Source organism: Saccharomonospora marina XMU15 (assembly GCF_000244955.1).
Lineage (GTDB): Bacteria > Actinomycetota > Actinomycetes > Mycobacteriales > Pseudonocardiaceae > Saccharomonospora_A > Saccharomonospora_A marina.
On the sequence record NZ_CM001439.1, the window covers coordinates 5,635,184 to 5,648,483 of the forward strand.

Here is a 13,300-nt window from a genome sequence, read left to right on the forward strand (position 1 = left end):
TGCGCTCACGGCCGGGCCGGGAAGTGCTTGAGCAGGAACCGCGCGAGCGCGGTGCACAGCTGCATCCGGATGCGCGCTTCGTCCGCGTTGGACAGGCCAGGGTGCGGGCCGTTGGAGTGCAGGATGTTCCAGATGCCGTGGAGCATGCGTCCGCCGTCGTTCTCGGGCAACGGCTGGCCGACCACAGCTGGCGGTCGACCACCCGGGGTGTAGAGGGTGTTGATGGCCGCGCCGCCTTGCCCCGATCGTCCGTTGTCTGTGTAGCCGGTGTGGTCGGCTGCGAGGTGCTTGACCAGGCTCTCGACCATGTTGCGGAGTTGTCGGTTCGAGGCGGGGTGGTCCTGGTCGGTGAAGTTGTCCACGGCCGACCGGTAGTGCACGAGCGCTTCGGTGTATCCCCGTTGGTCCAGCTCAGCTTCCAGCGCGGTGATCTCGGTACCCACCGGAACCGCGTCCGGGTCGATGGGCAGCAGCCGACATTCGCGGTTGCCGTGCAGGTCGGGATCACCAACTCGAAGCTCGTAGCCGTCGCTGAGCAGCGACTCGTGCAACGCGGACAATGTCGATTCTGCGTAGCCGCGCCGAGCCACGCGCTCTGCCCCGAGCCGAACGATCTCCAAAAGGGCATCGTGCGCCTCCCGATTGCCGGTCCTGGCTTGTTCGTGGGCCGCCAGCAGCGGAGTGCGCAACGTCTCTTGCCTGTTGGGGCCGGAGGTTCCGTGGTCGATCAGTTCCGTCGGGTCCAACTCGGCGGCCTCGTAAAGACCGGACTGCATCAGCAGATCTCGCAGGTCGGACTTGCTCAGGTAGCTGTTTCCGGCCGCCGTGATGAGGTGTCCCAAGGTTCTGGTCGACAAGGTGTTCACACCGGTCAGTATCGCTCCGGCGAGCGGGGATGTTGCACCTGGGATTCTGTTGAGCTCGGCCATGAGCCGCCGGTTGGTTTCGCGGGCGGCGGCGAGTTCTTCGTCGCGTTCTTCGAGTGCGCGGGTGAGGTCGAGGACGGTCTGGCGTTGCTTGTCGATCTCGGCTTGCAGGGCGGCGGCGTTGGTGGGTGCGCCGAGCCCGCCGCGTTCGAAGGCTTGTTGGCCGATGAGGTCGGAAAGCCGGTCCTCCAGGTCGCGGATGTGCTGGGCCTGCCAGTGGTTCTGGGCGCGCAGGTTGGCGTTCTCGGCCAGCACCGAGCGGTGGCTGATCGCGGTGGACGCGGGCGACGGTGCTGTGAGCGCCCGGCTGGCGGCGTCGAGCACGGCCGCGTGCAGGTCGGAGTGGCGGTGGATGAACGACCGGTGCAGGCGTGCCTGCGCCGCGACCGCCGAGATGGTGATCTCGGAGCCATCGGCCGTCATGTCGGCCAGCGCTTGGTGCACCCGCTGCTGGCGGTGGTTGACGTCGCGCCGGCGGGCCTTGGCCAGCGCCGTGGGCGTGGTGGGTTCGGTCATGGCGTGTTCACCGGGTCTCGGGGGGTGGGCGGATGCTGGGCATGCCGAGGGTGACCGTTTGCCGGGTCTTGCGGATCACGCTGATCGTGGACGCGGCCCGCAACGGGTAACGACGAGACCCCGCTCGGTCCGCTGACTTCCACGATCAGGGTCGCACCAAGGAGGAGGTTTCATGCACGCTCTCAACCGGCCCACCCACGACAGTCTCGACTCGACCACCACGACCGCGTGCCCACCGGCGTGGTCGCGCGAGCAGCTGCGGGAACTGGGAGTCACCACCGACCTGATGACCGCCGCGCGGATTCTCGGTATTGGCCGCACGACCGCATACAAGCTCGCCCGTGCTGGAACCTTCCCGGTGCCAGCGGTGCGCATCGGCCGCACCTACCGCATCGCCGTCGCTCCATTGCTCGAGCTACTCGGCTTGGTGGACAAAGAGCCTCATAGCTGACGCTTCCCCTCCGCACGCACTGGAGCGTCCATAGCTGCTGTCCGAACGCACAGCCCACGGATTGCGGGAGAGGAAAATCCGCGATGACAGCACGCGCCTTCAAGGGAACCACTTACAAACGCTGCACCTGCACAGACCCCGCCACCAAGAAACAACTCGGCCCCGGATGCCCAAAACTCAAGCGCAGTAACGGGGCATGGAGTTCCAACCACGGAAGCTGGTCCTTTCAAGCCGAACTTCCCAAACGCCATGACGGCACCCGTCGCACCCGAAGGCGGCACGGGTTCGCCTCCCAGACAGACGCGCAGGCCGAACTGGACAAGATCGCGGCCCTCATCGAGCTCGGCACCGGACGCGGCGGCGCCGTGCTCACCTCCATCGGCGACCTGATCGAAAACCGGCTGAGCGCTGGCGAACCCTTCCCCTCACCCGAGGAAGTCGTCAAGCAGCTGGACCAGGGGGCCACCAGCCTCGGCGAGATGCCCACGGTCGGCGAATGGCTGCAGAGCTGGGTCATCACACGGAAGAAAATCCGGGAAGGAACACGAATCGGCTACCGATCCCACATCCGGCACTGGCTGATCCCGCACCTGGGCCATTACCGGCTCGACGTGCTCACTGTCGAGCACATCTCCCGGATGTTCGACGCGATGGCCGAACGCAACGACACCATCTCCGCCGCCAAGGAAAGCGACGACCCCGAGATCCGTAAGAGCGTGCACGGCATGCGGATCACGGGCGCGGCCACCATGCAGCGTTACCGAGCCACCCTGCGCGCCGCGCTGAATGCCGCCATCCGGGCCCAGAAGATCACTTTCAACCCCGCATCCTACGTCGAGCTGCCCTCCGGGCGTCGCCCGAAAGCCCTGTTGTGGACACCGGACCGGGTCGAGCGGTGGCGGCGCACCGGACAGAAACCGTCCCGGGTCATGGTGTGGACACCCGAGCAGATCGGCCGGTTCCTCGACCAGGCCGAGGGCCACCCCTACTACGCGCTGTTCCACCTCATCGCCTACCGAGGCCTGCGGCGCGGCGAAGCCTGCGGCCTGCCGTGGTGGAACATCGACCTGCCCAACCAGTCGATCACCATCAGCACCGCACTGGTGCAGATCGGGTGGCAGGCCGAGTTCGGTGAACCCAAGAGCGAAGCCTCCGGCCGCATCATCGCCCTCGACGAGGCGACCACCCTGGTACTGCGGCGGCAGAAGAAGCACCAGAACGAACTGCGCGCCGCAGCCGGAGCGGCGTGGGTTGAGCACGAGCTGGTGTGCACCGAACCCGATGGCAGCCCACTGCACCCGGCCAAGCTCACCGACGCCTTCCACGCGATCGCCGACGCCGCCGAACTCCCGCCCGTACGCCTACACGACCTGCGCCACGGCGCCGCCACCCTCATGCTCGCAGCCGGAGCCGACCTCAAAGTCGTGCAGGAACTGCTCGGCCACTCCACGATCGCGGTCACCGCCGACACCTACTCCCACGTCCTACCCGAACTCGCCCGCGAGACCGCCGAAGCCGCCGCATCCATCGTCCCGCGCAACCGGCGGCGCAACCGGCCCACGGCCGCCTGACCCTCCCACGGCGCGGGCCCGAAACGAGAAAAACCGGGGCACGGCCATCCAGCGGATGGCCGTGCCCCGATTTTCTCTGTGCTGTGCTGAGAGCCGCGTCGCCGCGCCGTTCCTCGAATCCCTGTGACGGTTGACCTATCGGTGAAGCGCGTCGCGCGGCGATTCTCTTTCTAAGAGATCCATCAAGGGGAAACGCAATCGGAGAAGTGTCTGCATTTCTAAAACCCAGGCAGATCCCCGCTTCACGCTCTAACTCGAACGCGCGCTGGATTGTGAACACGCTGGATCAGAAGTTCACGCAAGTCCGCCTGCACGAGATGTTGATCTTCAAGTGTGACCGCCAGCGCGTATCGCTGGTGGGTATATTCGGGGGCGCCTCGCGCCCAGGTCTGGGCCTTATGGGTCGCAACAACGTAGAAGGTGTCGGTGTCGTCAACGAACGTCTGCTTGCGCTTCCAGCTTCGCACCTGCAGGGTGGCGTTGGTAAATGCGCTGCTTCCGGGCTCGAGCTTGAGTCGGCGGAGATCATTGATGAGTTCTCGAGGATCGTCAGGATCCTGCCGGATAAGGATTTCGGCGAGTTCGTCGGGGTCGATGTTGCGGTAGATATCGACTTTCATCGTACCGGCGAGGTACTCGCGGCGTTGCCGCCGGACAGGCGGATCGAAAGCGAGCGCGACGGTGATGGTGCGTTCGCCACCCTGGTGTCCGCGACGGAATAACTCCGGTATCGGCAGTGGGTGAATCTGAACGGTGTCAATGCTCATCTTGCCGTCGAAAGTCATTGTGACTCGGTTGCGATCGCTATCGATGGCCCGATCGGCGTGGGGGGTGCCGAGGCCGTAGACACGCAGCCGTCGGTGCGTGTCGGCCAGTTGCTCGGCAGGCGCTGGGTGAGTGGCACTTGATCCGACGAGCGCGCGGATCAGGTTCGCGGAGGCGTCCGGGTAGGCGTGGGCTACGTCGGCGGCGACTCGGGCGACTGCTGGGGCGGCGAAGCTGGTGCCGTTGACGGCGGCGAATAGCCGTCCATCAGTGTGCCGGGAGGAGGGCGTGACCACGCTGGCGCCGGGGTCATTGAGGACAGGGTGACCGGAGTCGTTGAGGACGATGTTGCCACCGAAGTGGACGATGTCGGGTTTGTTGGCGCGTTTGCTGTTCGTTCCCAGACCCGGGCCGCTACGGCTGAAAGCGGACGCCTCTCCGGCGCCTGCGGCGGTGCGCCAGCCGAACCTGTTCGGCATTTCCGCCGGCGCGCCACTCATCGCGATCGAGCCGACGGTGAGGGCGAGAGCTGCGGGTCCAGGTTCGGCAAGCCGGTGTTCGGGGGTGAAGAAATACTCGGGTTTGTCATCGAGGATGTGGTGGCCGCTGGGCGTCCGCGCGTGGAGATCGATTCCGACGTTGCCTGTAGGGACGACCAGGACGATGTCGAGTTCGCGTGCGAGATCGTCGATAGTTTCGGTAAGCGCGCCGAGGTGTGCGTCATTGAAGGGTTCGTCGTAGCCCACAGAGAGGTTGATGACCTTCACGCCGTGCTGGCTGTGGAGGTGCCGGATAGCGGTGCCGATGAGCTCGTGCGGCACGGCGTACGTCGCGAACCGCGGTGGATTGTTCGGCCGGTGCGGATCCGGTTCAAGAATCCGCACCGCGCGCACTGCGCCGACGCTGGAAAGCGGACGGAGGTCGCGGAGTTCCTCGGCTAGATGCGGGTAGAGGACGCGTCCGGCGACTTCGGTGCCGTGGCTTCCCGGCTGCTGCCACGCGTAGCTGGCGGGAGCGAGGGATTCGACAGAGAGCACGATGCCGTCGAGCAGGGGGTGGGCAGTGGCAGGCGCGTCGTCGAGGACCCCGACTACGGCACCGGGCTTCTCAACGCGGCGTACGTCGGTTGCGCCGGCGTTCCACCAGTCTCGGAAGTCCAGGAACGGCACAGGTGGTGTCCGCACGAACTCGACGACGCTCGTGTCCAGCATGTTCGCTAAGCCCTCTGCGGTGACCTCGGCACGCAAGTAGGTGCGGCGGGCGCTGACCGATCGCAGCAGGATGGTGTCACCGGTGCGTGCGAGAACGTTCTCGACGGTCTGCACGCGGGCGACGGCCTCATCGCGTGTGCCAGCGACCCAGATTCCGATGTCGATCACTACGCGACCGGGGAATCGGTCACCGAGTTCGCTTATGCCTGGGCCACGCCGATCTTCGGGACCGTAGGGCTCGATGTCGTCGATAAGCGCAAAGAACGATCGCATGTCACCAGTGCGTCGGTACACGTCGATCGCGTGTCCGAGTGCGTCGCCTTGGTCGCTGGCAAGTACGAAGTAGGTGTAGTCGATGGTTTCGCCCAAAACCTGCAGCGCCTGGCGCGCGAAGACGTTTTCATCCGGCCTGGCTGTCGCGCTAATTTTGAACACCAGGGCTGGGTCGACGCCGGCATCGAGCCGTCGCGGTGCGCGCGCGGTGGCGGTGAGCTGCCGCTGGAGATGGTCAGCGTGCTGGTCTCGTTGACGCGGTGGCGCGCCGCCACCGCCACCTCCGGCGCGTCGGGACGGCAGCGGGCGCGGATTGGGGAGCAGGAGGTGGTCGCTCATTGCAGCGGACTACCAGGGACGTGATGTGACGTTGGCGAGCACGGCGTCGAGATCGTCGCTTTCGACGGTGTCACTGTCGCGAAGCAGGGCATGGCGCCGGGCGTCGGTGACGAGTTTCTCCGCGGCGGCATGCGGGAGGTCCTTCAGCCTTCCGGCATATCGCTCGATATCGAGGCCGGAGTGCGGTACTCGCTTGAGCCGCAGCCGCAGCAGCCTCCGCAGTTCGTGCACGGTCGGTTTGCGAAAGGTGAGTACTTCGTCAAAGCGGCGCCAGAGAGCGTGGTCGAGCAAGCCCGAGTGGTTCGTGGCCGCAATCAGGAGACTCGGCCCACGGTAGCGGTCGGTCATCTGCAGAAACGCAGTGACGACACGCTTCATCTCTCCGTGTTCGGCGTGGTCGTCACGGGACCGTCCCAGTGCGTCGAACTCGTCGAACAGGACAACGAAGGGTGCCTGGTCCGCGTAGTCGAGAATGCGCCGCAGATTGCTGGCCGTCTCACCGAGGTAGGACGACACCACCGCATCCAGGCGAACCAGCAGGAACGGGCGCCCCAGTTCTGCGGCCAGCGCTTCGGCGGCGGTCGTCTTTCCGCAGCCGGGAGGCCCTTCGAGCAGCAGCCGCTGGCGGCGCGGAATCGAGGCCGCATCCAGCTGAGGCCACTGACGGACCTCCTCGACCAGGCCGTCCAGGGTCTGCACCAATGCGGGGTCCAGGATCAGATCCTCGAGCATCCGCTCTGGTTCCTTGACCTCCCCCAGGTCCCACTCGCCCTCGCGATCCTTAGGCGGTGGGGGCACAATCAGTGTTGCGCTCGAATCGATGGGCCCCCCACCGGCGACCAGGAGCTTCTGTAGGTCACGTGCGAGCGCGTTGTGGTGCTTCGCCCGCTCTTCCTCGATGATCTCCATCCCGGCACGTCGGAACGCCAGCTCGTCACGAGCATGGAACGCCTTGAAGATCTCTTTCAGATGCCGACCTGCCATGCAGGCAGCATACGAGGGCCGTGACGCCGTGTCGGGCTAGCCGGGCTGATCACGCCCCAGAGGAGTAATGCAACAGAGACAGCGGTGGGGTGCGCCAACCACATCGATCCGCACTTAGAGTGACCTTTTGATTACTGCACATGCTCAACCGGCGCGGCGTGAGAAGGCCACGTCACAGTCAATCCGCTCGACATCACGATCCTTCGACACGAGCGTTGGACGTCCGCGCCGTGCCAGCGTTGCAACGTCCAAAGCAGTGGTAGGTCCCGTGGGTCGGGCGAACCTGGAAGGTCGTCGATGCAAAGAAGGGGCAGCGGCCGTACCACGGTCGCGGGCCGCGCTCATGTAACACGACGCGGCGGCCCCGACCACGGCCAAGTTGTCGTTGCCGTGGGACGGGTCCGGGCCTGCCGTGGCGGCGGTCATCACGGCCACCGTAGCGGTGCTGACCGCCAGCGCGTCGTCACATGGACTCGAATGCGGGTGGCGGCGTGAGCGGGTCGGCGCGTTCGTGCAACGCGGAATCCCGTCCCAGCGCGGTACGGAAGAACGTCGTCGCGACGATCGAGCAGGGCGTCGGCAGGGCGGTCAGTGCCTTCGGCTCGGCCTCGCCCGTGGTGATCTGGCGGAGATACCAGCGCAAGCGCTCCAGGGCCTGGTTGGTGGCCTCGCGGACGTTGGCCAGGTGTCCCTGCCGGAGTTGCTCATGCGCACGCTCAGTCGCTGTCTCGATCAAGTAGGCCGCCTCCGCCAGCGTCAGCGTGTCGGCCAAGCGTCCCATGATGTCGCGTTCGAGGTCGTGGCGAGGTGTGGGCAGGCCGTGCTCGTGCAGCGCTCGGATCAAGTAGCCGGTGTTCTCGGCGTGCACGGCACTCCACCGCGCGCTGCCGGTGCCACCGTTCGGGCCACGGGCTGGTCAAGGCCGCCACGAGGTCGGCGACGAGGGCTTCGTTGCGCGGGCCGGTCGGCCCCGGCCCTGGGGCGGTCAAACGTGCCGTCTCGAAGTTCAGCGACACCTCCTGACCCCGGCTGCGGACAGAGCCATATCCCGAGGACGGGCAGTCCGGATGCGGGAACAGGAGTCCCGATTTGACCAGCTCCCGCAGCCGCGCGCGGGCGTCCAGCTCGGTTCCTGCGTAAGGCGGCACCAGCCTCCGCCGCCACCGTTGCAGCGGCGTGGTCGAGGTGAACGCGCTGTCGAAGGGCACTGAATAGCGCCAGCAGGCTCACCGCCTCCCGTAGCGACAAGGCCGCGACCTTCACCGGCCGGTACTGGTCATACCAGCCGTGGTCCTCGCGCCACCGCTTCACAGCGACCGCTCGATCTGCCGCATCGGCTGCGGACGCGCGGCACGGCGCGCACGCCTGGACCTCGCCGGCCTCCAGCAGCTTGAGCACCTTCTGATAGTCGGGCCGGTTGTCGACATGAACACGGGCACCGCAGCCCGGGCACGACGCCGCCGAGACCTGCGCACGAACCCGCTTGCGCAGGTAGTACGCCAACCCCGGGATCCGCTGCCGGGCTAGCGCCGGGCGCTCGTCATAGGCCCGCCGCTCCAGGTCGCCGACCTTGTAGACGAACTTCCCATCGCCGTCCACGAGCCAGTAGTCCCGGGCCAGCTGCTGCTCCCACGGATCCTCGGTGATGAACTCCAGAACCAGGCTCCGATCGCGCTGCCCCGGCTCCTCCACATCAGGCATCGCCCGCTCACCTCGCCACCGACCATCACGGAGACCACACCGATGGCCGTTCGCTCTCGATCCGTGCCCGTATCGCCCTCGACGGTAGCTCGCGGCGGAGGGGGAACACCGGATTAGCCCAGCCAGCGGCATGGCGAACGAGCCGGACAGGTTCACCGTCGTCATCCAGAACGCGACCTGGCGGCGGCGGGGTCACGAGCGCAGGTGCACCAGAGCCCCGGCAGGCGCGCCAGCGGCCGTGGAATGACCGCACCCGGACCGCATCACCCCAGCCAGCAGGCAGCCGACCCGGGCGAGATCCTCAAGATCCGCCGTCGGGTCCCAGTACCGCCTCGACCAGGGCGTTCACGTCGAACTCGGCGCCCGGCACACCGGGCACGTCCAGCAAGTCCGCCGCCCTGGACAACGGATCGTCCGCACCCAAGTCCAGCACGGCGGCCACCGCACGCAAGCGTTCAGCGACCACGGTCTCCCGCCGCATCACGCCCCACCGGACGGCCAGCACGCGCCCAGCATCAGTCAAGGCGAACCAGCGTCGTGGGGTCCCGTGCCGCGCGGGCTCTACCCGCGCCTCCTGGAGGAACCCCCGCTCGGTCAACCGTGCGAGCGACTTGTAGATCGACGGCCCCCGCAGCCCGGTCCTCCGTGCGATCTCGGCACCGAACGACTCAAACCCCGGCGAATGCGTGATCGCCGAGAGCACCCGCGCCGAAACAATCGAGTAGTTAATAGTCGACACAGTTGATCATATAATCGTCAACCCGGGGATATGCGCCGAAAATACGAGGCAAAACTGCTTCATAACAAGCGTGATAGTGGTACCGCAGGACGCCCCCTCAACCTGCCTGCGGTGGCCTACAGCGGGCGCACGCAGGCCCGATGCTGGTCTCCGATTGGGCTCCGTTGCTCACGGAGCACCCGATACGCCGCGACACTGCCCGACACTAACGCTCGCGAAAAATGCCGCCCGACCTGCACAGATCAACCCTTGGCGGCATTATGTGACACTCGATGACACCGCAAACCCGGGGATTAAAAGTCCACAGCTCTGCCAATTGAGCTAACGGCCCGATCAGCCGGAGTATAGCGGCGACCTGGCGGGGCGAGACCGCTCGGGTCTGCGGCCGCCCACCCGGAGTGGATCACGCTCCCGCCGTCGGGTCGAGGTGATCCAGCGTCTGACGCCCCACATCGGCGCCCGCGCTGTGGCCGCAGGTGGGGTCCCGCCAACACCTGACAACTTGCTCACAGGTCGTCAAGCTTTGCGGACGCTGGTCGCGCGGAAACAGAAGCCGTCCTGCTGGACTTCTTCGTAGCTGAACTCGACAGCCTCACCTGCTTGGAGTTCCCGGAAGCCGTCCAGCTCGATCGCGCTGTAGTGAACCCAGGCGTCGAAGCCCGCAGGCAGGTCGGGGGAGGCGATCGTTCCCCAGCCCTCCTCGGGGTTGAAGAACTTGACGGTTCCGTGTGCCATCTCGGCAGCATGGCGGGCAGTTGCCGGTCGGGCAACCGAGTTTGCCCGCCCAGACGCCGACAGCCGGGGTCGAGGTAGAGCACCCGCCCGGATTCTGGTTAAGGTAAGCCTCACCTATCCGACGACCCCGTAGGTGAGTCCCGTGGCCACGACCCTTGCGCGTGACGCTCGTTCCCGAGTCGCTGCGCGCACCCGGTGGGTCTGGCCGCTCAGCGTCGGCGTGCTCGCCGTGGTCGTATGCGCGAGCCTGCTCTGGGGAGTACGGGACATCCCGTTCGAGGTCGCATGGGAAGCGCTGCTCGCGCACGATCCCTCCAACGCCGACCACGTGGTCATCTGGAACCAGCGCATGCCGAGGACCTTGATCGGCCTGCTCGCCGGGGCCGCGTTGGGTGTGGCGGGCGCGCTGCTACAGGGACTGACCAGGAACCCGATCGCAGACCCCGGACTGCTCGGCATCAACGCGGGTGCCTCGCTCGCGGTGATTTCGGCGATCGCCCTGTTCGGCGTCACCGACCCCGCCGGGTTCGTGTGGTTCGCCTTCGTCGGTGGGGCAACCGCTGCCGCCCTCGTCTACGCGGCGGCGACAATTGGGCCCGAAGGCCCGACTCCGGTGACACTGACGCTGCTGGGAGCCGCTGTGACGGCTACCGCGACCTCGGCGATCACGCTGGTCTTGCTCACCGACCAATCCGTCTTCGCCGAGTACCGCTTCTGGTCGGTGGGAGCTTTGGTCAACCGCCCCGGCGAACTCGTCCTGCTGATACTCCCGGTGGCGACGGTGGGCCTGGTCCTCGCGGCGGCCAGTGCCCGGTTCCTGGACGCCGTGGCGCTTGGCGAGGACCTCGCCAAGGGGCTCGGACAGAGCATCAACCGAGGTCGACTGCGGGTACTGGCCGCGGCGGTGTTGCTGGCCGGTGGCGCGACCGCGCTGGTAGGGCCGATCGCGTTCGTCGGCCTGCTCGTTCCACACCTCGCCAGGGCGCTCGCGGGCACCAGCTACGGCAGGGTGCTGCCCGTCTCGGCCGTACTCGGTCCGGTGGTGCTGCTGGTCGCGGACGTGCTCGGCCGCTTGCTGGTCCGTCCCGCGGAGGTGGAGGCCGGGGTGGTGGTCGCGTTCGTGGGGGCTCCGGTGTTGATCTGGCTGGTGCGGCACCAGAAGCAGGTGTCGATGTGAGCGGGATGCCCGGGTCGCCGGTCGAAGTGCGAACTCCTACGAGCACCCGGCGCGAGCTCACTCGCGCGTTTCGGGTACGGCGCATCCGCCGCCTCACCGTCTCGATCGCCCTGGCCGCCGTTGCGGCGGGACTGGCGCTCGTGGCACTGCTGCTGGGCGAGTTCCCGGTGAGCCCGGCCGAGGCACTGGCGGTGGCGCTGGGCACGGAGCAAGGACCCGCACGCCTGGTACTCGTCGAGTTCCGGCTTCCTCGCCTGGTGGCGGCGCTGCTGGTAGGGATGGCGCTGGGCACGGCAGGGGCACTGTTTCAGTCCGTGCTCCGCAACTCCCTTGCCAGCCCCGACATCATCGGCGTCAGCCAGGGCGCCTCGGTGGGCGCCGTAGTGGCCGTTCTCGGGTTGGGATTGGCCGGGTTGTGGGTCTTTGCCGCGGCGTGGCTGGGGGCGTTGGCCGTCGCCGCGGTCAACCTGGCGCTGGCGTGGCGCGGCGGCCTTACCGGTCGGCGGTTCGTGCTCTGTGGGATCGCTTTGTCGTTCGCCTGCACGAGCGTCACCTCGTACCTGCTCGCACGTGGTGACATCCGCGAGGCCCACACCGTGTTGCTGTGGCTGGCCGGGTCGGTCGGTTCGGCGACCTACGGCGACCTCGCACGGCTCGCGGGCGTCGTCTTCGTGCTACTGCCCATCGCGCGGCTTCTCGAGGCGCGGCTGGCGGTGCTGGAGCTGGGTGAGGACACCGCGGTGGGGCTGGGAGTCGCGGCGAGCACGACCCGGCTCACGGCCATCGTGCTCGGCGTCGGCCTTGCGGCGGCCGCGGTCGCCATGGCTGGGCCGGTGGGTTTCGTCGCCCTCACCGCAGGTCCGATCGCGCGACGGCTCATCGGCGACGGCAAGCCCGCGCTGGTGGCGGGTGCGCTGGTAGGCGCTGCCGTGACGCTCGGCGCCGACATTGTCGCGGCACACCTGGTACCCGGCGACGTTGTGCCGGTCGGTGTCATCACCGGTCTGGTCGGTGGCCCATACCTGTTCTGGCTACTCGCGCGGTCGCGTGGAGTGGGGAGGGATTCGTGACTACGGACGCCTCGGTCGGGGTGAACACCACCACGTCGCTGGCAGCACGCGACCTCACGCTGGCATACGGGGAACACCCCGTGGTGCGGGCACTGACGCTGGAGCTACCGGCCGCGCGGGTGACGGCGATCGTCGGGCCCAACGGGTGCGGCAAGTCGACGGTGATACGAGGGCTGGGGCGGCTACTACGACCGAGAACGGGGCAGGTGCTGCTGGGAGGCCAGAACATCCGGACGATGTCGGGCCGCGTGCTGGCACGTCGGATCGGGCTGCTGCCGCAGCAACCCGTCGCGCCCGAGGGGTTGACCGTCGCCGACCTTGTCGCGCGTGGCAGGTTCCCGCACCTGGGTCTGTTCAACCGGCCCGGCGCCGCTGACCTGGAGATCGTCACGGAGTCCCTCGAAGCGACGGGGACCGCCGACCTCGCCGGGCGCCGGCTCGACGAGCTCTCCGGGGGGCAGCGGCAGCGCGTGTGGATCGCCATGGTGCTGGCTCAACAGACCGATGTGTTGCTGCTGGACGAGCCGACGACCTTTCTGGACATCGCCCACCAGATCGAGGTACTCGACCTGCTGAGCAGGCTCAACCGCGAGCGTGGCACCACCGTGGTGATGGTGCTGCACGAGCTGAATCTGGCGGCCAGATACGCCGACCACCTGATCGTGATGAACGGTGGGCGCGCAGTGGAGCAGGGCCCGCCCAGTTCGGTGTTGACCGAGGACGTAGTGCACTCCGCGTTCGGACTTCGGGCGATGGTGGTGCCCGATCCGGCTACCGGGGGGCCGATGGTGGTGCCGCGGAAGTCCACATCGTGAGCTGATTCATATCAGGATAGCCTTACC

Annotated in this window: 12 protein-coding genes; 5 read left to right on the forward strand and 7 right to left on the reverse strand. The window is 67.2% G+C overall.

Annotated features, from left to right (window positions below; translation table 11 throughout):
• Positions 1–5: 5 nt before the first annotated feature.
• Positions 6–1,442, reverse strand: coding sequence for a hypothetical protein (locus tag SACMADRAFT_RS30610; protein WP_009156945.1), 1,437 nt, complete (start codon positions 1,440–1,442; stop codon positions 6–8).
• Positions 1,443–1,614: 172 nt separating this feature from the next.
• Between SACMADRAFT_RS30610 and SACMADRAFT_RS31130 the strand changes: the two genes are divergently transcribed.
• Positions 1,615–1,893: a helix-turn-helix domain-containing protein gene (locus tag SACMADRAFT_RS31130; RefSeq protein WP_009156946.1), complete on the forward strand. Its 279-nt coding sequence runs from the start codon at positions 1,615–1,617 to the stop codon at positions 1,891–1,893.
• A gap of 83 nt (positions 1,894–1,976) precedes the next feature.
• Complete coding sequence (locus SACMADRAFT_RS26690) at positions 1,977–3,464, forward strand: tyrosine-type recombinase/integrase (protein WP_009156947.1); 1,488 nt, start codon at positions 1,977–1,979, stop codon at positions 3,462–3,464.
• 242 nt (positions 3,465–3,706) lie between these two features.
• Here SACMADRAFT_RS26690 and SACMADRAFT_RS26695 read toward each other — a convergent pair whose 3' ends face one another.
• From SACMADRAFT_RS26695 to SACMADRAFT_RS26720, 6 genes are all read right to left on the reverse strand, one after another.
• A complete protein-coding gene (locus tag SACMADRAFT_RS26695; protein WP_083841008.1) occupies positions 3,707–6,052 on the reverse strand; it encodes a S8 family peptidase in 2,346 nt (781 codons plus the stop codon).
• A gap of 9 nt (positions 6,053–6,061) precedes the next feature.
• Entirely contained in the window at positions 6,062–6,961 is a 900-nt protein-coding gene (locus SACMADRAFT_RS26700; RefSeq protein ID WP_198285915.1) for an AAA family ATPase, read from the reverse strand.
• 268 nt (positions 6,962–7,229) lie between these two features.
• Entirely contained in the window at positions 7,230–7,388 is a 159-nt protein-coding gene (locus SACMADRAFT_RS31525; RefSeq protein ID WP_157617326.1) for a CHC2 zinc finger domain-containing protein, read from the reverse strand.
• A 111-nt stretch (positions 7,389–7,499) separates the two neighbouring features.
• Complete coding sequence (locus SACMADRAFT_RS26705; protein ID WP_009156950.1) at positions 7,500–7,904, reverse strand: hypothetical protein; 405 nt, start codon at positions 7,902–7,904, stop codon at positions 7,500–7,502.
• Between the two features lie 1,134 nt (positions 7,905–9,038).
• The gene (locus SACMADRAFT_RS31245) at positions 9,039–9,476 is read right to left on the reverse strand and encodes a PadR family transcriptional regulator (RefSeq protein ID WP_009156952.1); all 438 of its coding nucleotides are present in this window, start codon (positions 9,474–9,476) and stop codon (positions 9,039–9,041) included.
• Positions 9,477–9,992: 516 nt separating this feature from the next.
• Positions 9,993–10,211, reverse strand: a complete 219-nt coding sequence (locus SACMADRAFT_RS26720; RefSeq protein WP_009156953.1) for a cold-shock protein — start codon at positions 10,209–10,211, stop codon at positions 9,993–9,995.
• A gap of 142 nt (positions 10,212–10,353) precedes the next feature.
• Between SACMADRAFT_RS26720 and SACMADRAFT_RS26725 the strand changes: the two genes are divergently transcribed.
• From SACMADRAFT_RS26725 to SACMADRAFT_RS26735, 3 genes are read left to right on the forward strand one after another with little or no spacing between them, the layout of a single operon-like run.
• Positions 10,354–11,388 (forward strand): FecCD family ABC transporter permease, encoded by a 1,035-nt coding sequence (locus SACMADRAFT_RS26725; RefSeq protein ID WP_009156954.1) that lies wholly within the window; start codon positions 10,354–10,356, stop codon positions 11,386–11,388.
• Positions 11,389–11,393: 5 nt separating this feature from the next.
• Positions 11,394–12,458, forward strand: a complete 1,065-nt coding sequence (locus SACMADRAFT_RS26730; RefSeq protein WP_050998291.1) for a FecCD family ABC transporter permease — start codon at positions 11,394–11,396, stop codon at positions 12,456–12,458.
• Positions 12,455–13,273 carry an ABC transporter ATP-binding protein gene (locus SACMADRAFT_RS26735; protein WP_009156956.1) on the forward strand — a complete coding sequence of 273 codons (819 nt, stop codon included), beginning with the start codon at positions 12,455–12,457 and terminating at the stop codon, positions 13,271–13,273. Before SACMADRAFT_RS26730 ends, SACMADRAFT_RS26735 begins: the two co-directional genes overlap by 4 nt.
• The last annotated feature ends 27 nt before the right edge of the window (positions 13,274–13,300 follow it).

What these genes read in the sequence shown, in the direction of transcription:
- SACMADRAFT_RS31130 (WP_009156946.1), top strand. Translation starts at nt 1,615, where the DNA reads ATGCACGCTCTCAACCGGCCCACCCACGACAGTCTCGACTCGACCACC.
- SACMADRAFT_RS26730 (WP_050998291.1), top strand. Translation starts at nt 11,394, where the DNA reads ATGCCCGGGTCGCCGGTCGAAGTGCGAACTCCTACGAGCACCCGGCGC.
- SACMADRAFT_RS30610 (WP_009156945.1), bottom strand. Translation starts at nt 1,442, where the DNA reads ATGACCGAACCCACCACGCCCACGGCGCTGGCCAAGGCCCGCCGGCGC.
- SACMADRAFT_RS26700 (WP_198285915.1), bottom strand. Translation starts at nt 6,961, where the DNA reads ATGGAGATCATCGAGGAAGAGCGGGCGAAGCACCACAACGCGCTCGCA.
- SACMADRAFT_RS26720 (WP_009156953.1), bottom strand. Translation starts at nt 10,211, where the DNA reads ATGGCACACGGAACCGTCAAGTTCTTCAACCCCGAGGAGGGCTGGGGA.
- SACMADRAFT_RS26690 (WP_009156947.1), top strand. Translation starts at nt 1,977, where the DNA reads ATGACAGCACGCGCCTTCAAGGGAACCACTTACAAACGCTGCACCTGC.
- SACMADRAFT_RS26695 (WP_083841008.1), bottom strand. Translation starts at nt 6,052, where the DNA reads ATGAGCGACCACCTCCTGCTCCCCAATCCGCGCCCGCTGCCGTCCCGA.